Source organism: Roseibium sp. R5 (genome assembly GCF_055755305.1).
Genome location: NZ_CM146910.1, coordinates 2,913,403 through 2,935,607 on the forward strand (window position 1 = coordinate 2,913,403; position 22,205 = coordinate 2,935,607).

Here is a 22,205-nt window from a genome sequence, read left to right on the forward strand (position 1 = left end):
TCTGGAGGTTGGTGGGATCGCGGAGATTTGTGCTTTACGGCTTTCTTCTGATTAGTCTTACCCTTTATGCTGAGTTGCTTAGGCTTAACCTGCAGACTAAAAACGCCGGCAAGGGAGACTGTATCCATGCCACTTAGTTTTTCTGGGCCAGATCATTTCTACACTGCCGATGAAGAGGCCTGGTGGTCTGCGGTCGACAAGGCTCTGAAAGGAGCCTCGAGGGATAGACTGACATCTCTCACCGATGACGGTCTGCCGATCCAGCCGCTTTACGCCAACCGCACCGACCAGCCAGCCCGGGCTTTGCGAGCTAAGCCGGGTGCCTGGACCATATCACAGCGGATCGACCTTCCCGACGTTTCGGTTGCCAATGCGCAAATCCTGCAGGACTTGGAAGGTGGCGCCAGCGGTTTGGATCTTGTCTTGGATCCAATTGGATTGGGAACCGGTCGAGGTATTCAAATAAAAACCGCGGGTGACTTTGCCCGACTTTATGCTGGCGTGCTTCCAGACCTGATCGAAACCCGCTTCGGCGCAGGAAGCCAGACACTAGGGCTCATTAGCGAGTTCCTTAGCTATCTGACATCCGCCGGTATTGAGCCAGCGACCGTGCGTCTCACCGCCTCCTATGATCCGAATTCAGCTGCAGAGACTGATGGGGCTGACCTCTCAGCGCTGAAGGTTGTGGCAGAAGAAAGTGTAGCGTGTGGCAGTCCGCTGCGCCTGCTGACCGCGGACGGGCAAACCTGGCACAATGCCGGCGCGAGCGATGCGCAAGAGTTGGCGCTCGTGCTTTCCTCTGCCGTTGCGCACATGCGCACTCTGGAAAATGCGGGTCTTGAGCCTGAAGAATGGGCTACGCGGATTTCGATCACTCTGGTTGCCGATGCTGATCAGTTCGGCACAATTTCCAAGGCCCGGGCCATCCGGAAACTCTGGGCATCCGTTTTGGCAGGTGCCGGCGTGAAGCAAGATCCTGCCGATCTGCATATGGTCACCTCCCGGCGAATGCTGACTCAACGCGATCCTTGGGTGAACCTCCTCCGCAACACGGTGGCGTCTTTTGCAGCCGGTGTCGGTGGAGCTGACAGTGTTTGTGTATTGCCGCACACAGAAGCAATCGGTTTGCCGGATGCGTTCGCCCGCCGGCTCGCGCGCAACACCCAGTCGATGCTTTTGGAAGAAAGCAGCCTGGCGAAGGTCATGGATCCGTCTGCGGGTTCTGGAGCGATTGAGGCGCGCACGGATCAACTCTGTGCAGCTGCATGGGAATTCTTCCAAGAAATCGAGGCAGCGGGTGGATTGCTTGCTGCGCGCAAAAGCGGATTGATAGACAAGAGTATCGCCGAAACCAGAGCGAAAATCGAAAAGGATATCGCCCGGCGCAAACGCCCGATCACGGGCGTCAGTGAGTTCCCGAATCTTGGCGAAAAACCCGTCGAAGTGCTCGCTAAGACAAACTCCGACAACGGTTGGCGCTATGCCGAACCTTTTGAGGCGCTCCGGGCTGCCGCGGACGCACATGAACAGACAGCGGGACAGGCGCCAAGCATCTTCCTGGCGACCCTTGGCCCGCTCGCGCAGTTCACGGCTCGTGCCACGTGGCTGGCCAGCGCATTCGCAGCCGGCGGTTTGACGGCAAGTGAAGCGGCTGTCTATGGATCTGTTGAGGAAATGGCGGCCGCTTTCACGGAAAGTGGCGCAGCGCTGGTGTGCATCGTGTCGTCAGACGCTGTTTACGAAAGTGAGGCCGAAGCTGCCGCGAAAGCCCTTTCCGATGGCGGGGCCAAACACATCTACCTTGCAGGAAAGCCGGGCGACAAGGAAGCCGCTTATCGTTCTGCCGGTGTCGGAACCTTCGTTTTTGCCGGTTGTGATATATTGGAACTGCTTCGTGATGCGCACAGCCTCTTGGGGCTCCCAAGCGCTTCAGCAGAACAAGAACTGGAGGGCCAAGCATGAGCCGGATTCCGGATTATTCCAAGGTTCCGTTTCAGGACGCGCTTGGCGCGGCCAATGCCGGGGACGAGGCGGCCTGGACCACTCCTGAGGGCATCGATGTTGCTGCTGCATACAGTGCCGGTGACATTGCCGACCTGAAACATATCGGCACCTGGCCGGGTCTTCCGCCGTTCATGCGGGGGCCGTATCCCACGATGTATGTCCAGCAGCCCTGGACTGTGCGCCAATATGCCGGGTTCTCGACGGCCGAAGACTCAAATGCGTTTTACCGGCGGAACCTTGCTGCTGGTCAGAAGGGACTCTCGGTTGCTTTCGATCTTGCCACGCACCGGGGCTATGACAGCGATCATCCACGTGTCTCTGGTGACGTTGGCATGGCCGGTGTTGCGATCGATTCGATCTATGACATGCGCACGCTCTTTTCCGGCATCCCGCTGGACAAGATGAGCGTCTCCATGACCATGAACGGCGCAGTGTTGCCGGTGCTGGCACTCTATATCGTGGCTGCGGAAGAGCAGGGCGTCGATCAAAAGGATCTCTCCGGCACCATTCAGAACGACATTCTGAAGGAGTTCATGGTCCGCAATACCTACATTTATCCGCCGAAGTCGTCGATGAACATCATCTCCGACATCTTCGCCTACACCTCACAGAACATGCCGCGGTTCAACTCGATTTCCATTTCCGGCTATCATATGCAGGAAGCGGGTGCGACGGCGGATCTGGAGCTCGCCTACACGATTGCGGACGGCATCGAATATGCCCGCGCCGGTGTCGCGGCTGGCATGGACATTGACCAGTTTGCGCCGCGCCTGTCGTTCTTCTGGGCGATTGGCATGAACTTCTTCATGGAAGTTGCAAAGCTGCGCGCTGCGCGCCTGATCTGGGCGACCTTGATGGAAGAAAACTTCCAGCCGAAGAACCCAAAATCCCTGTCCCTGCGCACCCACTCTCAGACTTCCGGCTGGTCGCTCACGGCGCAGGATGTCTTCAATAACGTCATCCGTACGTGTGTGGAAGCAATGGCAGCGACACAGGGGCACACCCAGTCGCTGCACACCAATGCGTTGGACGAGGCGCTGGCACTACCGACAGACTTTTCGGCGCGGATCGCCCGGAACACCCAGCTTTTCCTGCAGCAGGAGAGCGGCACCACCAAGGTTATCGATCCTTGGGGGGGATCATACTATGTCGAGAAATTGACCGCCGATTTGGCCGAAAAGGCGATGGCGCACATCCGCGAAGTCGAAGAGCTGGGCGGCATGGCAAAAGCCATTGAAAAGGGTATTCCAAAGCTCCGGATCGAAGAAGCAGCGGCCAAGACCCAGGCGCGGATCGACAGCGGTGCGCAAACGGTTGTCGGCGTCAACAAGTTCAAGCCGGAGAGTGAACAGGCCATCGACGTTCTCAAAGTCGACAATGCGACTGTACGGGCGGCCCAAATTGACAAGCTGAAACGGCTGCGTGCAGAGCGCAACGAAGCGGAAACGCAGGCCGCGCTCGATGCCCTGACAGAGTGTGCGAAAACCGGCGAGGGCAATCTTCTGGATCTGTCCGTCAAGGCTGCACGGGCCATGGCGACCGTCGGAGAAATCTCGTTCGCTATGGAGAAGGTCTTCGACCGCCATAAAGCGGAGATCAAATCGATCTCAGGAGTGTACAAGCGGGAGGCTGGCGCAATGTCCGGCACCATGGAAAAGGTACAAAGCCTCGTTGAAACGTTTGAGGACAACGATGGCCGGCGTCCGCGTATCCTCGTCGCCAAGATGGGGCAAGACGGTCACGACCGCGGCCAGAAGGTGATTGCCTCGGCCTTTGCCGATCTCGGTTTTGACGTCGATATCGGCCCGTTGTTCCAAACCCCGGAAGAGGCGGCCCGGCAGGCGGTTGAGAACGATGTCCATGTGGTTGGCGTGTCGTCCCTGGCCGCAGGTCATTTGACGCTGGTCCCAGCACTGAAAAAGGCGCTGGCCGATGAGGGCCGGGAGGACATCATGATCGTCGTGGGCGGTGTGGTTCCGCCGCAAGACTACGATGAGCTTTATAAATCCGGAGCCGCAGCCATCTTTCCGCCGGGGACTGTTATTGCGGAAGCAGCTGTCGGGTTGATTGAAAAGCTGAATGTTCAGCTTGGTTACGCGCCGGCCCAGGCTGCCGAATAAACGTAATTGGCAATCAAAATTCGAACCGGCTGCGGGAAACGCAGCCGGTTATTTTGTTTTAGCTGACTGCTTCAGGCTGAGCTGAACGGGCTTTTCCAAATACAAAACCCCCAAGTTGGACCCCACACGCCAGCGCACCTTCGCCAAGTTCACGGTCGCAAGCTTGGTATCAGCGACATAAAGCGTGTCGGGCAGATCAGCTTCGGCGTCCGGGATGACGACACCCGTCCCGCCGTTTTGAAGGTCGTAAAGTGTGCAATCACAAATGTCGGTTTTGTCGACTGTGAGGAGTTTTCCGTGCCTCAACCGTGTTCGGGAGGCCGGTGCCAGCCGTATTCCAGTATTGTCTGTAACTGACGGTGCATACATAAGAAATGAGCTCCAAAGGATCTGATGCGCAATAATCCCGGAGCGTTTTAATTGTCAAAATTTGCGATGAAATTACAGTAATCCGCGCAATTTCATATGTATTTGATGAAAGTTTGACGGGTTATGGGTCTTCTGGCGCTTGGTAGATCAGAATGTCGCCCGGCTGACAGTCCAGAACTTCGCAGATCTTTTCCAAAGTTTCGAAGCGGACGCCCTTCACCTTTCCAGACTTGAGCAGGGACACATTCTGCTCGGTGATGCCGATCCGTTCGGCAAGCTCCTTCGACCGCATCTTTCGGCGGGCGAGCATCACATCCAGTTCGATAATGATCGGCATATTCGAGACCCTGATGCGTTGATGCTAGACGATTTGCCGGTTTTCTTCCGCAAGCAGGGCCGCCTCACGAAAGATCCATCCAAACAACAACATAAGCGCCCCAAGAATCATTGTGAAAATTTCGCCGCCATCGAGGGAAACGTCAATGACTCTCTCCACTTCCGGATAATCAAGTGTCGCGACCATGATCCCGACCGGATCACTGGCAATATCAAATACCGCAAATGAAATCATCCATGCGCCGAGCGAAAAGACATTTTCCAAAGTCTGCGGGGAAAAGTAGTCCCCAGTTTCAAAATGCCGGCATACCGATCGCAGCGCCCAAATGATTCCAAGAGCCAGCACAAAGTTGACCACCAGCAGCACTGCCAGGATAAACCGTTGTTCAATTGGGATGGCCGCAAGCGCTCTTTCACCTTCGCCAACCCAGATTGTTTCGTCGATGCTCCACGCTGGCCCTTGAGGAAAAAGGAACACAAAGGTCAGGCCGATCCCGACCGTCAAGGTGACGAATAGGGAGAGGGTTGCGATCCACTTGACCAGTCTTGCGACAATACGAATGCGCTTCAGGCGTTTGCTCTGTTCATCGATGGAAGCGTCGACCATTTTTATCCCTCGGCCCAAATCAGATAAATTGGCGGTTTTCATCCGCGATGAGCGCGGCTTCCCGCAAGATCCAGCCAAAAAGCAGCATCAAGGCCCCAAGAACAAAGAAGAACAGTTCTCCCCCATCCAGGGTCACATCAATTGACCGTTCGCCGGGTGGAAAATCATACGTCAAAAGCACCGAGCCAACTGGATCGCTGATCAGGTCAAAAGTTGCAAAGGCGATGAGCCAGACCCCAAAGGAAATGACACTGGCGAGGGTTTGGGGCGAGAAAAACTCCATGCTTTGGAAACGCTTGAAAACCTGGCGAATGTTCCAGCCGGCCAGCATCAAAAGCACAAATGCGATACCGGATACGATCGACAAGCCGAAGCGCTGGATTTGAGGGATCTCGCCCAGTGGACGTTCGATGTCGGCGAAATCGATGGTTTCGTCAGGTGCGATCATCAATTCGTTCGGCAGAGAAATCCCAACAATCACGATAAGGCCGAAAATCAAGATCAGGAGCAGAATTCCGCTGACCATCCATTTCATGAACGCTGATACCCGCCTTATCCGTGTCAGTCGTTTTTCGCGTTCGGACCATTCCATCTCTGTCATGATTTCCTCCGGCCTTGATTGGGAAAAGGCCAATACACTTTGATAAATCAATTAGTTCTACCAACTCAGAGCCTTTGGGTCAGTGCATTCAGCGCGCGTTCATCCGCAAGGGAAGATGTTGGTACGCGGGTGAGTGCTGCCCTTTGACGAAAAGAGCCTCTAGTCCATTTTGAAAAAAAACGCAAACTCAAAACATTGCAGTTGACAAAATAATCATCGTTGTGATTTTTAAAATTATCGTTTCGCAATAATTTTTGATTGTTGTGTTTCGGGTTTGACGAGATAACCGAAGTGAGACCTCCCATGGTAAGTTCCTTTACCAATCGCGATAGTTGCGTTTTTTATGGCTGTTCGCCGCGGCCAAAACCGTTTCGGAGCTTCCGGAATTCCTTACCGAATACAAGGCATTGGCTGGTAAAGCCCTTTGTATTATGCGCAGCCCTGGCTGTTCTGGTCGGCGGAGCCAAAGCCGCCGACATGCCAGTCGCTGGTGGAACTGATTTTGTTCCAATGGCTCCTGCCGGGTCCATTTGGGCAGGACCGTATCTCGGATTTGAGGCCGGTGGGTCTCAAACAGTCACGGATGTGAAAGCGGGCGGTCAGAAGAAAGACTATTCCCGTTTCGATGCCGCGTTTGGTGTTTTTGGCGGCTACAACTGGGAAGTTTCCCGGGTGATTTTGGGCGTGGAAGGGGCTGCGACCTATATTGGTGACACGAAAAAAGGTCAGCATCCGGTGCTTGGAACGATCGAGACCGGGTCCAAGTGGTCGGTGACTGCAAAAACCCGGGTTGGTCTGCCAATCAACAACTTCATGCCGTATGTCAGTCTCGGCGTCGCTGCGACTGATCACAGCCTGAAGGCCAATGGCCGGACCGAGAGTTCGGTCGGGCTTGGTGCGGTTCTTGGCGCCGGTGTGGAAGTCGCCATGCACGACAACTGGCGTCTTCGCGCCGATTACACATTGACCGGGATCGCCGACACTAAAGACACCTTTGCCGGAACGCAGGCCAAACGTACCGCCGGCAACCATCGTTTGATGCTCGGTATTTCACGTGCCTTCTAACGACCTCATTCCTTGAAACATAACTACGGCTGCGCATCGATAAACGCGCAGCCGTAGGTCTTTTTGTTTCAGTTTTTTCTAGCCATAGACCAGATTTGGCAGCCAGGTGATGATGCCGGGGAACATCATACAAAGCACCAGTCCGATGATTTGAAGCGCCAGGAAGGGCAGGGCGGACTTGAAGATGTCCGTCATCGGGATGTCCGGGGGCGCAACACCGCGCAGATAGAACAGCGCATAGCCAAACGGTGGCGACAAGAAGCTCATCTGCATATTGACGAGATAAAGCACCCCAAACCAAAGGACGAGGTCGTCCGGGTTGTCGAGCCCGAAGGCTGCTGCGCCGAGCGCTTTGACGATCGGCACGAAGATCGGCACACAGAGCAGCAGGATCCCGACCCAATCGAGGAACATGCCAAGGATCACCAGCACCACCTGCATTAGGATCAGGATGCCCCAGGGGCCAAGACCGGTGGCTTCCAACGCGCCTTGCACAAACTGCTGGCCGCCTTCCAGGACATAGAGCCCGACAAAGATGGTTGCGCCGAACATGATCCAGATGACCATGGCGGAGGCCTTGAGGGTTGTCAGAGAGGCCTCGCGCAGTGTCTGCCAGTCAAGGTTCCGGTGAATGGCCGCCACGATGATGGCCCCGAAAGTTCCAATCCCGGCCGCTTCCACCGGCGTTGCAACACCGGTAAAGATAACCCCGAGAACGATTGCGATCAGTGCAATCGGCGCCGACATGCCGGACATGAGCCGCATTTTTTCCTTGAAGGGAATGCGCTCTTCTTCCGGGATCGGCGGGCCTTTTTGAGGGCTGATCGTGCAGGAAATGATCACGTAGAGGATGTACATCCCCGAGAGCAACAGCCCCGGCACGACCGCCCCGATGAACAGCTCTCCAACGGATTGTTCGGCCACGACGGCATAGATGATCGCAAGGATCGACGGCGGGATCAAAATGCCGAGCGTACCCCCGGCCATGATCGATCCCATGGCGATCTTTGGGTCATAATGACGTTTCAGCATGGCAGGCAGGGCGATGATGCCCATGGTAACGACCGCCGCACCGATCACCCCCACCATCGCTGCCAGAACTGTGGACGCAATGATGGTTGCGGCCGCCAGTCCGCCCTTAACGCCCCCGAGCACCTTGTAGATGACATCGAACATGTCGTTGATGATTCCGGCTCGCTCCAGCATCGACGCCATGAAGATGAACAAGGGGATCGCCGAGAGCTGATAGTTCGTCATCAGCGGGAAGATGCGCGACGGAACAATGTTAAGAGCGCGTTCGTCGCCCAAAATGAACAGGAACACGCAGGCCAAGCCGCCGGTCACGAAGGCGAGCGGAAGGCCCGCCATCAACAGCACCAGCAGTGATCCGAACATGATGAGTGTCAGCCACTCAATGCCAATTTCAAGACCCATTCTTTAGGTCCTCCCCACAAGCGCGCGGAGGTCCTGCGCGAATTTCGATATGCCTTGAAGCACCAGAAGCAGCCCGCCGATGATCATGACCATTTTCATCGGCCACAAGGGGACTTCCCACTCGTTGAAGCTGATTTCGCCCCAGCGGATGTTCGGGTCAGTCCATTGGGCAAGGTTCCAGCTTGTGATGACTTCTCCAAAGCCGATCTCGCCCCGGGCCCAATCCGAAATCAGGGAGTTTCCTGAGGGAACGGCAATCGCGTCGAACGCGAAAATCCAGGACGTCACCAAAAGCGTGCCGGCAAAGATGAAGAAGAAGACTGATGTCAGCAGATCCACGATCGCCTTGCGGCGTTTGGAAAGTGGCGCGTAGAAGATGTCGACCCGGACGTGGGACTCCGTCAGCATCGCATAAGAACCCGCAATCAGGTATTGCATGCCGAACATGAGGTACATGGCTTCATGCGCCCAGTTCGTGGGGCTGCCGAAGACATAGCGGCTCATAACCTCGAAGTAGTAGACAATCACCGCGATCACGGCCCAATAGGCCACAAACTCACCGCAGAAAAGCGAGAGGCGATCGATCCATCCGGTCCAGCCGCTCGACACGTAACTCGCGTCGTCTTTCCGCTCCGCCTCTTCAAGGGCTTTCAGCTTGCGCTCGGCTTCGCTGAGTTCCGGTTCTGGCGGCAGGTTGGCGTTGGCCTTGCGCACAAGACCGGGCAGAAGGATCGCGTCGATCGCCACCCCGGCCAGGATAAGCCAGAAGGCATATTTCGCGATGTTTTGCCAGAATTCCAGATTGGCTTGCGCTTCTTCAGCTGCCGGCCGTGCGGTTTCCAGGTCCGCTTCGGCCTCGGCCATGCGTTCGCGGCCTTGTTCGATCCTTTGTTCGGCTCTGCGGACATCGCGCTGTGCCCGCCGTTCGGCGAAGCTTCCGGCTTCAGCTTCCGCGAGCTTTTGGCGCATGTCCGGCAGTTCAGCTTCGGCTGAGGTAACCCGGCCGCCTTCACGGTCAAGTGTCCGTTCTGCCTGGCGAACGAGGTTGGACATGTCGGAGGCGACCGACCGCGCATCCTGCCCCTGGGAATTGGCAAAAAGAATGACAATGAAGACCGGGATATAGAGCAGGCCGATCATGCTTTTGAGGTAAAGCCTGTGCAGTCCCAATATGCCGCCGGTCACCAAGATGAAATAGCCCAGAACGGTTGAATATTTCCGTTCTTTGGGTTTTGGCCGCTTGGCCAGAGTTGCCGCGATGATCGGAAACAGGATCAGGCCGAGCCAATAGGCCCAGTGCGGCAGAGTGAAATCCAATTGAGGCATGCCTTGTCCTTCCCCCGGACAGTCGCAGTCCCCACGCGAGGAGGCGTCTGCCCTGACACCTGTTGCCGCCCGGCTTTATGAAAAGCCGCACAGCTCAGGGTGGCGTGCATTGTTGTTCGGCGAACCTAACGTCGAGGTGAGATGTCCGCGCAGTTTCCTGCGCGGATTTGGTGACTTCCTACGGAGCCGGTTTGTGGCTTAGAGCTTCAGCTCAAGGCCTTCCGTCAACGACGGATCCACGTAGCCCAACGAGCCGGACATCATGTAGTCGAGCTGCATTTTGAACACACGGGCGCTGTCTGCGTCGCGGTTTGCATAGTTGAACCAGATCGGAACAGCGACCTCGGTCATCAGCTCGACGTCGTCCTGCGTCAGGCGGGTAACTTCCGTGCCGTCTGCTTCGAACTTCGCCCAGGCATCTTGGTCGGCCTTCTGGATCGCAGCATGGTGTGCGTCGGAGTAAACATGTGTTTCCATCTCGACGAACTGCTGCATCTGCGGGCTGAGCTTGTTCCAGGCGTCCATGCCGACGGTGATGTCCATGATGTCGACCGGCTGGTAGAGCGACATGAACCCTGGAGGACCCATGACAATGTAGTCGGTAACCTGGCTGAACCCGAGGGCATAGTTGACCGCCGGACCGACATAGTCGGCGACGTCGATGGTGCCTTTTTCAAGGGCGGGGAAAATCTCGGACCCCGGCAGAACGGTTGTTTCTGCGCCAATCTCGGTGAATACCTCGGCAACCATGCCGCCCGGCAGGCGCATCTTGCGGCCGCGGAAGTCATCGATTGACCGAATCGGAACCTTGGAGTGGATGATGTTCGGGCCGTGGTGTACCGGGCCGACGAATTTCATGCCTTGGTTCTCGTACAGCTCACGGGCGATATCGATGCCGCCGAGGCCGTAGTAGAAAACATCAAATTCATGCGGGTTGCGCAGGCCAAGCGGGATCGATGTCAAGAATGTTGCCGCCGGAATGATGCCCTGCGCGTAGATCGTAAAAGGGTTTACGGCGTCAAGAACACCGTTTTTTACCGCGTCATAAAGCTGAAAGTCACCGACCACGTCGTTCGCGCCGAACGGCTGGAACGCCAATTCGCCGCCAGTTTTCTCGACGATTGTTGCGCACCAGTCCTTGAAGATCTGCAGGCCAGCGCCGCCTGGCCAAGAGGTCTGTATTTTCCAGGTGGTCGTTTGCCCCTGGGCAGTCGCGATGTTCGGGGCTGCAAGAGTCGCGGCACCGGCAACGCCAGCGCCCGCAATGCCGCGAAGTGCGTCGCGGCGGGTCGTAAGCTTCGTCATAAATTCCTCCCAATTCGCTTGAGAGAGATCATCTGAAGAGCGTTTCGGCAGGCCTCCCAACCGTGCCGTAGAGTGTGCCCGTTTTTTATTGTTCGAAGCAATGCTGCGAATGATCAACAAATCTAACGGGTTAGTAGATTGCCCTCAGTTTTTTATCTCCCAGCAAGATAAAAGGATAGGACAGTTTCAAAGTTCGGCAACTATGCGATCTCAGATAAATATTTTTTCTTTTTTAGAAATAATCGGTTCGACTATCAATTTAGATGAGCGTAATGGAAACTATCCATTTTGAAAAGTTATCTGTCAGCGATGACGACCCGGTCAGCCCAAAGCTGCCAGGCCGGTCAGATCTGCGAGAACTGCCTTTGGGGCAAGGTCGCTGTATTCATCCGGCATTCCGGTGCGGTTCATCCAGACCGTCCGGAAGCCAAACGCGGTTGCGCCGGCAACATCCCAGCGATTGGAGGACTGGAAGGAGACTTCTTCCGGATAAATGCGGAAGTGGGTCGTCACCATTTCGTAGGTTTGCGGGTTGGTCTTGAAGGTCCGCAGCTCATCGACGGAAAAGATCTCGTCAAACAATTCGGTGAGCCCTGCAGCTTTGGCCGCTGCGTCAAGCATGGCCGGTGACCCGTTGGACAGGATCGCGATCTTGGCACCCGTTGCTTTCAGGTCGGTCAAAACCTGCGGGACTTCCGGATAGCAATCCAGTTCCCAGTACGCATTCAGGAGGTCGTCTTTCATCGACTTATCAGCCGTTGGGACCAGCGCAAACGCAGTGTCCAAACCCTCCTGGGTCAATTCCCAGAAATCCTTGTACTGGCCCATCAAGGCCCGCACCCAGGAATACTCTAGCTGCTTCTCACGCCACAGAGAGGACAGCCGTTGCGCATCGGGACCCAGTTTGGCTGCATGTCTGCGCACGGCGGCATGCACATCAAACAAAGTTCCATAAGCATCAAAGACATAAGCGGCGTGAGCCATAACGGATCCTTCAGCACAAGAGATACACGAACGCGGCAGAGAACCTTGAACCTGGAACAAGGTCAAGCAAAAGCCGTACGAATAAAATCAAATGTTCATCGCCGTTGCCATCCCATCACGGCTGGGCCTCAGGGAGCTGCACGGAGCCGTCGTCGTTGACGGTCCAGAACGGGTTGAATGCGATTTCCAGCAGATGCCCGCCGGGAACTTCAACGTAGGAGGAATATCCTCCCCAGAACGCCTCTTGAGGGTTTTTTATCGGGCGGGCACCTGCAGCAACCGCCTTTTCAAACATCGCGTCGACATCACCACGCTCTTTGGCGTTCCATGCCAATGTCATTGCACCGAAGGGTGCATCCGTGACCTTTGTGCCGATCTCGTCCTCAAGTGCGCTGCGATCATAAAGCGCAAACACGCCGCCAGGTATCTGGAAAAACACGACATGCGGGGAGGGAGCCGCATTCACCTGCCAACCCAAACCGGTCTCGAAAAAAGCCCGTGTTGTCATGATATCGGGAACAACGAGGGTGATCATTGAAATGCGCTGATCCATTACAAGTTTCTCCAAATTAATGAACAAAGAGGGAACAAATTATCTGGGACACGGTATTCTTGCAAGCACTGATCGCAAATTCGCGCCTCCAAGAAATTGTTCATTGGCGATAAGTGGGACGCCAATCCTGCTCAATCGCAATAAACTCGTCTGGAAGAAATATCCTGGTTTGCATGGTCGTGAGGTCGATACTGGTCCCAGAAAGTCAGCTGGAGGAATAATATGACTTGCGATCCAGATGTTGTGGGTAAGCTATTGACCCGCGGGCGGTGGCGGTGTTCTGTCCGGTCACGGATAACAAACACCCAGAATGATCGAAAGGGAGAACGATGAGCGGCTGGAGCGACACCTGGACCTGGATTGACGGGACTTGGCACGAAGGGAACCCGCCGATCATGGGCCCGCGGACCCACGCTTCCTGGCTCGGGTCAAGCGTCTTTGATGGCGCCCGTTTTTTCGATGGCGTGATGCCGGATATCGATCTCCATAGCCAACGGGTGAACGATTCCGCAGTCGCTCTCGGCATGAAGCCAACCATGAAGGTTGGGGAGATGGTGGAGCTGACCAAGGAAGGCTGTGCCAAGTTCGGCAGCGACAAGCAGATCTACGTCAAACCGATGTACTGGGTGGAAGGTGACGGGCCGGGTGTCATCAGCGGTGATCCGGACAGCACACGGTTCTGTTTGTGTTTGTTCGACGCACCCATGGCACCGAAGGATGCAGCGTCCAGTATCACACTTTCTCCGTTCCGCCGTCCGACCATGGAATGCATGCCGGTCAATGCAAAGGCTGGGTGCCTTTATCCGAACAATGCGCGTGCGATGCTGGAGGCCAAAGGGCGGGGTTTCGACAATGCCGTGGTCCGCGACATGCTGGGCAACGTTGCCGAATTGACCTCTGCGAACATTTTCATGGCGAAGGATGGGAAAGTTCATACCCCGGCGCCGAACGGCACATTCCTGAACGGGATCACCCGCCAGCGTGTCATTCATCTGCTGCGGTCTGCCGGATATGACGTTTTTGAGCGTACACTCGGTTATGACGAGTTTTTGGAAGCTGATGAAATCTTCTCAACTGGCAACTACAACAAGGTGACGCCGGTCAATCGGATCGAAGAGCGTGATCTGCAGCCAGGTCCGATCGCCGCTCGGGCACGTGACCTTTATTGGGAGTTCTCCCACGCCTGATTGGAGGCGCTCAATTGAACAGACAAAAGCCCTGCAATGCGTCCATTGCAGGGCTTTTTGTTGAGCTGTAGCGCCCGGTCAGTTCTGAACGCGAACCGGCTGAACCTTCGGGGCAACGAGTGTCGTGTTAGCACGCTTGGCTTTCGTGAGAGCGGAGCGTTGCATGGACTTGACCTTGTAGCCTGAGAGTGTTCCAAGGCTTGCGCTGTGCACGCTGTCGCAATGGTTCAAAACTTCATCGTAACAGCTGTTCGGGTAGCCCGGTGTGGTCTGGTTACAATGCGAAATCCAGTTGTTGTAGCATTCGCCAAGTGTTGATCCATCACTTGGTGGTGCAGCAAATGCTGCGGTAGCGCCGAATGAAATAGAACCTGCAAGTGCTGCAGTTTTAATAGTTGAATTTACAAGTTTCACATCTTTCTCCCAAGTCATTTGCAGTCGTCATTGACTGTGACGCGGAATGTAGCGGTGGAATTCTCCATCTGACGTGTTTTAAATCACACGTTTTCAATTTAGATAAAATTCGATCATTTTTTGGTGAGGGGCGCTTTGCAGTAGCTCATAGCCCGGCAAGAACGGCCGCAATCACAAGAGCAATGGCTGCGGCAATGGATGGTGCCTGGAAGGAGCCCGTCACGCCATGCAATTGCCCGGCGATCCATGGTCCTGCCGCCTGACCCAGGCCGAAACTGGCTGTCAGGGTCGCCAGCATCTGGCGAACTGCGGCCGTCCCGGCTTCTGCCGTCAAACGGCGTCCTTCGGCAAGACCAAGGGCTGTGATGCCCATAAAGGTTCCGCCCAGTAGTGCTGCTCCGATCAGAAAGATAGTTGGCGAGGTGCTGACTGCTGTCATCGCAACGCCGCCTGCTTCTACTAGGCATGCCAACGCGAAGGCCCGGCGGGCACCGAGTTTGGCGGCGATCAAGTTCCAAACATAGATTGATGGCGCTGCCGACAGACCAACAACCAGCCAGACATAAGGCTCGATCTCTGTCAGGGACGGGGTCGTGCGTGCCATGACCGAAACAAAAGTCGCGGTGATGACATACCCGAATCCAAACAGACCATAAGCGGCAACCAGACGGATAACCGTTGAAGACCAGGTGCGTTGGCCGTGTTCTGGGGTGTGATTGCCATTTGTTGTGCCCGTCGGTGAAGTGTTTGATCTTGTCGGAACGAGAACAATGGCCCCGGCCAGAAGGATTGCGGTCGCCAGGCCACTTGCGAGCCACAAGGTTTGCCAATCTGCCGCGGAGTGATTGAGAGCCGCGATCAGGACAGCGGAGAGGGCAATGCCAATGCCAACTCCAGAAAAATGCACTGCAGACAGGGCGCTGTGACCGGCTGTGGTCAGCCGTTCCAATATGAGAGTGGTCGAAAAAACGAGAACGAAGGCGCTGGCCAGGCCACTGATGAAGCGTATCATCATGAAGAACCACACATCACTGGTGACGGCCATGGCTGCACTCGTCAGAGCACTGAGCGCGAGCCCGGCAAGGAACCAGGTTCTGGGTGTTCCGCCCAAAAAACGGGATGCGCCAATAAGAGCGCCAGTCAGATAACCGAGAAAATTCGCAGATGCGATGAGCCCGGCCGCACTCGGCGTCAGCGGGATGCCCTCGGCCATGGAGGGGAGGATCGGGGTGTAGACGAACCGTCCAATGCCCATGGCCGCGGCCAGTGCCAGCAACCCACCAAGCGCGAGGCAAATCGAACTCCAAAAGGACTGTTTCATGGAAGGATGTCTTGTGTCTGGAACGGCGGGCGGAATTATCCGAAATTGTTTGTAGATGCCGGTTTAGGGCCCTGCAAGCCTCCAGCCGAAGGGTTCCGTTGATTGTGTCTAATCAAATTGTCTGGTGTGCAGATAAGTATTATTAACAGTTAAAACAAATATTCGCGGCACTGTACGTGCGTAAAAGCGACATGGTTTCACTTCGGAAATTTCTTATTCATTGTTCGTTCGTAGTGTTGGCACGCTCACTCGTGAGCACGAAACACTTTTAATTTAAGGCAGGACGAACACATGCGTCTTCTATTGGCTACTGCGACCGCAGCCTTTCTCATGAGCCCCTTGGCCGCTCAGGCCGAGACCGTAAAACTCACGACGCTGGAATGGCCGCCTTACGTGATGGCTGATGCCAGCGGTCCGAGCTCGGACGCTGTCAAGGCAGCGTTTGAAAAGGCCGGTATTGCCGCTAAAGTGGCTGTTTTCCCTTGGAACCGGGCGATCAACCTGGCGCAAAAGGACCCTGAGTGGATCGGCGTTTACCCTGAGTATTATGCCGAAGACAGTGATGCGGAAAAGGGCGGCGACCGCTGCCTGTTTTCAAAGTCTTTCGGCGTTAGCTCGGTTGGGTTCGTTCAACGCAAGGATTCAGACTTCTCCTGGTCGTCCCATGACGACTTGAAAGCGCACAAGATCGGCGTTGTTCGTGGATACAACAACGAAGAGAAATTCGACGGCATGGTGTCAGCTGGCGACATCGCGGTCGAGGAAGCTGACGACGATTCGCAGAACATTCTGAAAGTCGCGGGCGGCCGCGCTGCTGCAGGCGTGATCGACAAGCTGGTTTTTGAGCATCTTGCGCAGAACGATCCGGCTGTTGCCAAGGTTGCCGGTGATCTGAAGTTCAACGACAATCTGCTCATTGAACACGGTCTTTTCATCTGCTTCGAAAACTCCGATGCCGGAAAGGCCGCGCGGGACAAGTTCAACTCCGCTCTCTGACGAGCGCTAAAGAGCTCACTAAAACATGGAAAGCGCGGCACGCTGCGCTTTTCAGACAGTTCCGATTACCAGCGGTGTAATACGGATCATAACCGAGAGAATTTGATGCGCTGCGTATTGGCCTTAAGTGCCTTGATCATTGCAACGTCTTCGCTGTCCTTTGCGTCTGACACGCTGAGGCTGACCACGCTTCACTGGCCGCCTTACGTGGAAGCGACGGGCGAGGGGCCGAATACCAACACAGTGAGGTCAACGTTTGCGAAGGCTGGGATAGAGGTTGATGTTCAACTGTTTCCCTGGAACCGCGCAATTATGCTTGCCGCTGATGACCCGAACTGGATCGGTGTTTATCCAGAGTATTATTCGGCTGACATAGACGCGGAAGCCGACGGAGACCGGTGCCTGTTTTCAAAACCTTTCGGCGAAAGCCCGGTTGGGTTTCTGACACCATTAAACAGCTCTTTCGACTGGGAAACACACGATGACTTACGATCCTTCGTCATCGGCGTGGTTCGCGGCTATGTGAATGAAGCAAAGCTCGATCAGATGATTGCAGACGGGGACATCATCGGTGAACTGGCTGAAAACGACACACAGAATATCTTGAAGGTCGCCGCTCGGCGGGCTGATGCCATCGTGATCGACAAAAATGTCTTCAACTATTTGAAGGCCGAAGACGCTGGCGTGGCCTTCGTGGCGGATAGTTTACAGTTTCACGAAAAGCTGCTGATCAACCACAGTCTTTATGTGTGTTTTGAGAACTCACCAGCCGGCCGTGAAGCGCGGGAGCTGTTCAATCGTCATCTCACAACGTCGGGTGACGAGGGCCAATCCGACCCTGGTTTACCGAATACGCAATGAAAACTTGAACCCGGCCTTTGGGGCATGACCTCAGGAACACATTAGAATAAGCGTTGCATTAGCTCAGCGGTGAACGCCAGCCAGCGGCAACCGCCTCTTCTTCAGAGCAGAACCATCGTTCTCCCGCAGCCTCGTTGATTCGTGTCCGGTTGTAGTGCGGTGACCAGGGTGTGTGGTAGATCCGTCCGCGGGCCGAAATGTTCCCCTTGATTGGACAGCCTGCCGGTGCTTTTGACCCTGCAACTTGCCATTTTTGCTGCCTGAAGTCCCAAGGGGCTTCAGCAATGCCCGCCCAAAGACCTGCGCCATTCAGCCGAGCCATTTCCTGTTCGGTCCGATAGGCATCAGAGTATCGCAAGAACGCATACGCATGACCATCTGCGACCATGGCTTTGTTCAGGTTCTTTTTGCCGGAAAAACAGGTGGCGAGTTTCCGGTCGTAGGCGTCGGTTTCATTTCCCCTGCACGTGACATCACCTTGCTTTACAAGCGATCGCAGGTGCTCCTTGGCGGTCAGGCCGCATCGATAGCTTTTGCCCGAAGACGTGAGGCAGGTTTGGGCCAGTTCGGGTGCATCAATTCCTTCAAGGCGGACCCGCTCTCCGTTCACAACGAGCGTATCTCCGTCAACAACCCGAACGTCAGCCGCCTGGATCTGTTGGGGCTGGGACGCAGCGATAATGGTAAAAGCAAACAGCCACAGGGCTGGCTTCACCGCGCCAGGATAAACACTGCCCATCTTGGAAAAACTCAACGAATCAAATGGTGTAACAGGCGGATTCTTGCCCTGATCGCACCGCTACAACAACAGAACTGACCGCCAGGGCGACCGATGTCTGTGGATGGACGCGGGCGCATTTGAAGTGTGAAGTGTCTGTCTTCGGGCTTCCTTAACGGAAGATGTGGTTTCGTATGTTGTCGGTTTGAACGGCGAACGGAACCACACATGATCGAGAAACTGGAACGAGCCCTGGCGCTTGGGGCGGCTTGCTGGAAAGTGTTGCTCCTTGACAAGGAGATGCTCTTGTTTCCGATCATGAGCGCCTTGGCACTTGCTCTTGTGATTGGGTCCGGAGGCTGGGCGATTTACACGACGCCCGAACTTCAAGTTTTTTTCCAGAGCATCTTCGACAGCGAGCAACCGGATCAGGATCCAAGGTTTTGGGCGCTGATGTTCGTTTTCCTGTTCATCAATTACTTCATCATGATCTTTTTCAACGCGGCGCTTCTTGGCTGTGCCCTGATCCGGTTCGCCGGGGGAGATCCGACGGTCATGGACGGTCTCAGCCTGTCCATGCGCAGACTGCCGCAGATCCTGCTTTGGGCCTTGGTGACGGCATTTGTCGGTTGGGTTCTGCAGCTTCTTGAAAGCCGGTTGAAGGGGCTGATGCGCTTTTTCATCAACTTGCTCGGGGCCGGTTGGGCTGTTGCCACGTATTTCGCCGTGCCGATTTTGGTGGTGGATGGTGTCGGTCCGGTGACCGCAATCAAGCGATCAGTTCAAGCCGTTCGAAAAACCTGGGGCGAAGCGCTGGTTGGACATATAGGATTGGGGGCTTTGAATTTCCTGATTTTGATTGTGGCGATGCCAATCTTGATGCTGGGGATCTTTTCTTTTGAGCAAAACCCGGCTTTGGGCAGTGGTTTGGCCACGGTGGGCGTGACCCTGATCCTCGTCGGGTCTGTCGTCGTGACCACACTCAGCGCCATCTTGCGGGCTGCGCTTTATATCTACGCCGTCGAGGGTGAGATGCCGCTCAACTTCGATTCCCGCTTGATCCGGAATGCATTTCAGCCGGACAAGCGATAAAACAAAGAAAATTTTTCTTTATTTTCAAAACGCGCCTTGCCGAGCGCAGGTGACGAACCTATTTTGCGGCTCAACACGGTACGCGGCCGTTTTGGTCAGCGCCGCTGTTCATAGAACACATGAGGAGTTTGCCATGTCTTTTGAATTGCCTGATCTGCCGTATGCTTATGACGCTTTGGCCCCGTATATGTCTGCAGAAACACTCGAGTTTCACCACGACAAGCACCATCAGGCCTATGTCACCAAAGGCAATGAGCTGCTCGCCGGCAGCGGCCTGGAAGGCAAGTCTCTGGAAGACGTCGTAAAAGAAAGCTTCGGCAAAAACGCGCCTCTCTTCAACAACGCCGGTCAGCACTACAACCACATCCATTTCTGGAAGTGGATGAAGAAAGACGGTGGCGGCACCTCTCTGCCGGGCGCTCTGGCTTCTGCGATCGACAGCGACCTTGGCGGCTACGACAAGTTTCGTGCGGACTTCATTGCAGCTGGCGTCGGCCAGTTCGGTTCTGGCTGGGCATGGCTGGCAGTCAAGGACGGCAAACTGGAAATCATGAAGACCCCGAACGGGGAAAACCCGCTGGTTCACGGCGCAAGCCCGATTTTGGGCTGTGACGTTTGGGAGCATTCCTACTACATCGACTACCGCAACGCGCGTCCGAAGTACCTGGAAGCCTTCATCGACAACATGATCAACTGGGACTACGTCCTGGAGATGTACGAAGCTGCAACGAAGTAAACCTTCGCTTCTGCGACGTTTCCGCCCCCGGCTTCAATCGAGACCGGGGGCTTTTTTGCCTTCCGCAGACGTCTGCGCACTATTTCTTGATAACGGTTGTTACATTTCAAAGCTTGCAACGCCCGCAACTTTCCGCTCCCCTAGACTTATGCGGCTGCCGGGATGGACGCTCCCACACGCAGATCCGCTTGAGCAAAGCTGAGACCTGTCAGTGAGGAGAGGACCATGCGGACCATTTCGAAGTGCATTTCCATTGTTTCGATCGCGATTGCAGCCAGCCTTGGGGCGGCCCAGGCGGACGATGATCCAATTGGTGACCGGCAGGCGATTATGTCGTCCGTTGGTGCAGCTGCTGGCCTTGGCGGCGGCTTGATGAAGGGCGAAATCGCCTATTCGCCTGCTGCCGGAAAAGCGGCCATTGCCGCCATGCGTGCAGCCTCCCTTACTTTTGGAGACTATTTCCCGGATGGATCAAACGCGGGCGACACAGAAGCCGCTCCGGCGATCTGGGACAACCGCGCCGGATTTGATGCCGAGATCGCGAAGTTCGCTGCTGCGACCGGCACGGCGATGGAAGCAGCCGGACGCGCCGGACCAGCCGATCTCGATGCGTTCAAAGCGGCGATGGGGCCAGTCTTCGGGACATGCAAGTCGTGCCATGAAGGGTTCCGGGTCAAGAACTAGGATTTCCGGGATCCATAATTCGGGGTGAGGGGAGAACCATCATGAAAAAGCTCTTGCTGTTCGTGATCGTGCTGGGCGTTGCTGCGGCACTCTTGGGCTGGTTTCTCTCCGCCCCAACCCGGTTGGACGAAAACATAGTTGCCAACCTCGGACCGGGCGATCCGGACAATGGTGAGCTTGTGTTTTGGGCATCTGGATGCAGTTCCTGCCACGCCGCGCCGGATGCGAAGGGCGATGACAAGCTGAAACTCGGTGGCGGGCTGCGTCTTGAAACTCCGTTTGGCGTTTTCGTGGCACCAAATGTCTCCCAAGACCCGAATGATGGTATCGGGAATTGGTCAGTCGCTGATCTAGCAAACGCGATGACACACGGGACATCTCCGGACGGCCGGAATTATTATCCGGCCTTTCCGTATGCCTCTTACGCCCGGATGGATCTCGCGGACATCAAGGATCTCTTCAGCTTCATGAAGACCCTGCCGGCTGTCGGCGGAGATGCCGGACCGAATGAACTGGCCTTTCCTTTCAGCATCCGGCGGGGCGTCGGGCTTTGGAAACGAATGTTCCTGGACCCGGCTCCGGTAGTTGCGGCACCTGGTGGTGGAGAAGATGTGGATCCGGCAATTTGGGAGCGGGGACGGTATCTCGTGGAAGGCATGGGCCATTGCGGGGAATGCCATACGCCGCGCGATTTTGCTGGCGGCTTGATCCTTTCGGAGTGGTTGGGCGGGGCACCGGCTGCAACGGGTGAGGGGCGGGTGCCGAACATCACCCCTGTCTCGGGAGGATTTGGTAGCTGGAGCGCATCCGACATTGCCTATTACCTGGAAAGCGGCTTTACACCGGATTACGATTCTGTGGGTGGGGAGATGGTGCCGGTTCAGGAAAATATGGCCCGCCTTCCGGCCTCCGACCGCGAGGCGATCGGGGTTTATTTAAAAGCAATCCCGGCTGTTTCGGGCGCTGCCCAATGATCGCGAGTTGAACAGGACAAGATTTTTCCCAAGCATGACTGATTTTACCGTTACGGATGCTGATCCGTCCCGCGACCTTGAAGACGTCAAACGGCTGTTCCGGGCCTATGTGGATTGGCTTGGAATTGATTTGTCGTATCAAGGCTTTGAGGAAGAATTGGCTGCATTGCCTGGCAAGTATGTTCCGCCGCTAGGTGCGCTGATACTCGCGAAGACGAGCTCTGATGTATCGATCGGCTGTGTGGCCCTGCGGCCGATGGCTGATGAAGGCATTTGCGAGATGAAACGTTTGTATGTCGCGCCTGAGGGACGGGGAAGCGGGGTCGGCTCCAGCCTGGTGTCCGCCGTTCTGGGACGGGCCAGAAGCGCAGGCTACCGGTATATGCGGCTCGATACGCTACCTACCATGGAAGGTGCTATCCGTTTGTACAAGGCTGCAGGGTTTGTGGAGATCCCGGCCTATTATGATACGCCCATAAAAGAGACTGTCTTTCTCCAGTGTAGTTTGTAAAGCCGCC

General features: G+C 55.6%; 23 protein-coding genes. 11 read left to right on the forward strand and 12 right to left on the reverse strand.

Going from position 1 to position 22,205, the window contains the following annotated elements:
- Positions 1-126 precede the first annotated feature (126 nt).
- Positions 127-1,962 carry a methylmalonyl-CoA mutase subunit beta gene (locus tag AC0J4F_RS13555; RefSeq protein ID WP_473023730.1) on the forward strand — a complete coding sequence of 612 codons (1,836 nt, stop codon included), beginning with the start codon at positions 127-129 and terminating at the stop codon, positions 1,960-1,962.
- The gene (scpA, locus tag AC0J4F_RS13560; protein WP_133946700.1) at positions 1,959-4,124 is read left to right on the forward strand and encodes a methylmalonyl-CoA mutase; all 2,166 of its coding nucleotides are present in this window, start codon (positions 1,959-1,961) and stop codon (positions 4,122-4,124) included. Before AC0J4F_RS13555 ends, scpA begins: the two co-directional genes overlap by 4 nt.
- A gap of 48 nt (positions 4,125-4,172) precedes the next feature.
- Here the strand turns inward: scpA and AC0J4F_RS13565 are convergent, their stop codons facing one another.
- The 4 genes from AC0J4F_RS13565 to AC0J4F_RS13580 all read right to left on the reverse strand — a co-directional run bounded on the left by AC0J4F_RS13565 (position 4,173) and on the right by AC0J4F_RS13580 (position 6,037).
- Positions 4,173-4,493, reverse strand: coding sequence for a hypothetical protein (locus tag AC0J4F_RS13565; protein WP_133946701.1), 321 nt, complete (start codon positions 4,491-4,493; stop codon positions 4,173-4,175).
- Positions 4,494-4,614: 121 nt separating this feature from the next.
- Positions 4,615-4,830 carry a helix-turn-helix domain-containing protein gene (locus AC0J4F_RS13570; protein ID WP_008189941.1) on the reverse strand — a complete coding sequence of 72 codons (216 nt, stop codon included), beginning with the start codon at positions 4,828-4,830 and terminating at the stop codon, positions 4,615-4,617.
- Between the two features lie 24 nt (positions 4,831-4,854).
- A complete protein-coding gene (locus tag AC0J4F_RS13575) occupies positions 4,855-5,436 on the reverse strand; it encodes a DUF2975 domain-containing protein (RefSeq protein WP_473023731.1) in 582 nt (193 codons plus the stop codon).
- Between the two features lie 19 nt (positions 5,437-5,455).
- Positions 5,456-6,037, reverse strand: a complete 582-nt coding sequence (locus AC0J4F_RS13580) for a DUF2975 domain-containing protein (RefSeq protein ID WP_422022583.1) — start codon at positions 6,035-6,037, stop codon at positions 5,456-5,458.
- 477 nt (positions 6,038-6,514) lie between these two features.
- Here AC0J4F_RS13580 and AC0J4F_RS13585 point away from each other — a divergent pair, with 477 nt between their 5' ends.
- Positions 6,515-7,102 carry an outer membrane protein gene (locus tag AC0J4F_RS13585; RefSeq protein WP_473023732.1) on the forward strand — a complete coding sequence of 196 codons (588 nt, stop codon included), beginning with the start codon at positions 6,515-6,517 and terminating at the stop codon, positions 7,100-7,102.
- 78 nt (positions 7,103-7,180) lie between these two features.
- On the opposite strand, the gene AC0J4F_RS13590 is transcribed toward AC0J4F_RS13585, so the two are convergent.
- From AC0J4F_RS13590 to AC0J4F_RS13610, 5 genes are all read right to left on the reverse strand, one after another.
- Positions 7,181-8,536 carry a TRAP transporter large permease gene (locus AC0J4F_RS13590; RefSeq protein WP_133946705.1) on the reverse strand — a complete coding sequence of 452 codons (1,356 nt, stop codon included), beginning with the start codon at positions 8,534-8,536 and terminating at the stop codon, positions 7,181-7,183.
- A gap of 3 nt (positions 8,537-8,539) precedes the next feature.
- The gene (locus AC0J4F_RS13595) at positions 8,540-9,862 is read right to left on the reverse strand and encodes a TRAP transporter small permease subunit (protein ID WP_473023733.1); all 1,323 of its coding nucleotides are present in this window, start codon (positions 9,860-9,862) and stop codon (positions 8,540-8,542) included.
- Between the two features lie 198 nt (positions 9,863-10,060).
- Positions 10,061-11,167, reverse strand: a complete 1,107-nt coding sequence (gene dctP, locus AC0J4F_RS13600) for a TRAP transporter substrate-binding protein DctP (protein WP_473023734.1) — start codon at positions 11,165-11,167, stop codon at positions 10,061-10,063.
- 321 nt (positions 11,168-11,488) lie between these two features.
- Positions 11,489-12,151: a haloacid dehalogenase type II gene (locus AC0J4F_RS13605; RefSeq protein ID WP_133946708.1), complete on the reverse strand. Its 663-nt coding sequence runs from the start codon at positions 12,149-12,151 to the stop codon at positions 11,489-11,491.
- 115 nt (positions 12,152-12,266) lie between these two features.
- Positions 12,267-12,704 carry a VOC family protein gene (locus tag AC0J4F_RS13610; protein WP_473023735.1) on the reverse strand — a complete coding sequence of 146 codons (438 nt, stop codon included), beginning with the start codon at positions 12,702-12,704 and terminating at the stop codon, positions 12,267-12,269.
- A gap of 329 nt (positions 12,705-13,033) precedes the next feature.
- Between AC0J4F_RS13610 and AC0J4F_RS13615 the strand changes: the two genes are divergently transcribed.
- Positions 13,034-13,891: a branched-chain amino acid aminotransferase gene (locus AC0J4F_RS13615; RefSeq protein WP_209173980.1), complete on the forward strand. Its 858-nt coding sequence runs from the start codon at positions 13,034-13,036 to the stop codon at positions 13,889-13,891.
- Between the two features lie 78 nt (positions 13,892-13,969).
- Here AC0J4F_RS13615 and AC0J4F_RS13620 read toward each other — a convergent pair whose 3' ends face one another.
- Together AC0J4F_RS13620 and AC0J4F_RS13625 are read right to left on the reverse strand one after the other, a co-directional pair.
- Positions 13,970-14,305: a hypothetical protein gene (locus AC0J4F_RS13620; RefSeq protein WP_473023736.1), complete on the reverse strand. Its 336-nt coding sequence runs from the start codon at positions 14,303-14,305 to the stop codon at positions 13,970-13,972.
- Positions 14,306-14,450: 145 nt separating this feature from the next.
- Positions 14,451-15,626 carry a YbfB/YjiJ family MFS transporter gene (locus AC0J4F_RS13625; RefSeq protein ID WP_473023737.1) on the reverse strand — a complete coding sequence of 392 codons (1,176 nt, stop codon included), beginning with the start codon at positions 15,624-15,626 and terminating at the stop codon, positions 14,451-14,453.
- Positions 15,627-15,917: 291 nt separating this feature from the next.
- On the opposite strand from AC0J4F_RS13625, the gene AC0J4F_RS13630 reads away from it, so the two are divergent.
- Both AC0J4F_RS13630 and AC0J4F_RS13635 read left to right on the forward strand, forming a co-directional pair.
- Positions 15,918-16,622: a substrate-binding periplasmic protein gene (locus tag AC0J4F_RS13630; protein ID WP_473023738.1), complete on the forward strand. Its 705-nt coding sequence runs from the start codon at positions 15,918-15,920 to the stop codon at positions 16,620-16,622.
- Positions 16,623-16,727: 105 nt separating this feature from the next.
- A complete protein-coding gene (locus tag AC0J4F_RS13635; protein ID WP_473023739.1) occupies positions 16,728-17,483 on the forward strand; it encodes a substrate-binding periplasmic protein in 756 nt (251 codons plus the stop codon).
- A 58-nt stretch (positions 17,484-17,541) separates the two neighbouring features.
- Here AC0J4F_RS13635 and AC0J4F_RS13640 read toward each other — a convergent pair whose 3' ends face one another.
- Positions 17,542-18,222 (reverse strand): thermonuclease family protein, encoded by a 681-nt coding sequence (locus AC0J4F_RS13640; protein ID WP_473023740.1) that lies wholly within the window; start codon positions 18,220-18,222, stop codon positions 17,542-17,544.
- Between the two features lie 207 nt (positions 18,223-18,429).
- Here AC0J4F_RS13640 and AC0J4F_RS13645 point away from each other — a divergent pair, with 207 nt between their 5' ends.
- From AC0J4F_RS13645 to AC0J4F_RS13665, 5 genes are all read left to right on the forward strand, one after another.
- A complete protein-coding gene (locus AC0J4F_RS13645) occupies positions 18,430-19,293 on the forward strand; it encodes a DUF6159 family protein (protein ID WP_473023741.1) in 864 nt (287 codons plus the stop codon).
- Between the two features lie 133 nt (positions 19,294-19,426).
- The gene (locus AC0J4F_RS13650) at positions 19,427-20,029 is read left to right on the forward strand and encodes a superoxide dismutase (RefSeq protein WP_008192782.1); all 603 of its coding nucleotides are present in this window, start codon (positions 19,427-19,429) and stop codon (positions 20,027-20,029) included.
- A 225-nt stretch (positions 20,030-20,254) separates the two neighbouring features.
- On the forward strand, positions 20,255-20,713 hold the full coding sequence (locus AC0J4F_RS13655) for a c-type cytochrome (RefSeq protein WP_133946717.1): 459 nt from the start codon (positions 20,255-20,257) through the stop codon (positions 20,711-20,713).
- 41 nt (positions 20,714-20,754) lie between these two features.
- Positions 20,755-21,687: a c-type cytochrome gene (locus AC0J4F_RS13660; protein ID WP_133946718.1), complete on the forward strand. Its 933-nt coding sequence runs from the start codon at positions 20,755-20,757 to the stop codon at positions 21,685-21,687.
- A gap of 34 nt (positions 21,688-21,721) precedes the next feature.
- Positions 21,722-22,198 carry a GNAT family N-acetyltransferase gene (locus AC0J4F_RS13665; RefSeq protein WP_133946719.1) on the forward strand — a complete coding sequence of 159 codons (477 nt, stop codon included), beginning with the start codon at positions 21,722-21,724 and terminating at the stop codon, positions 22,196-22,198.
- The last annotated feature ends 7 nt before the right edge of the window (positions 22,199-22,205 follow it).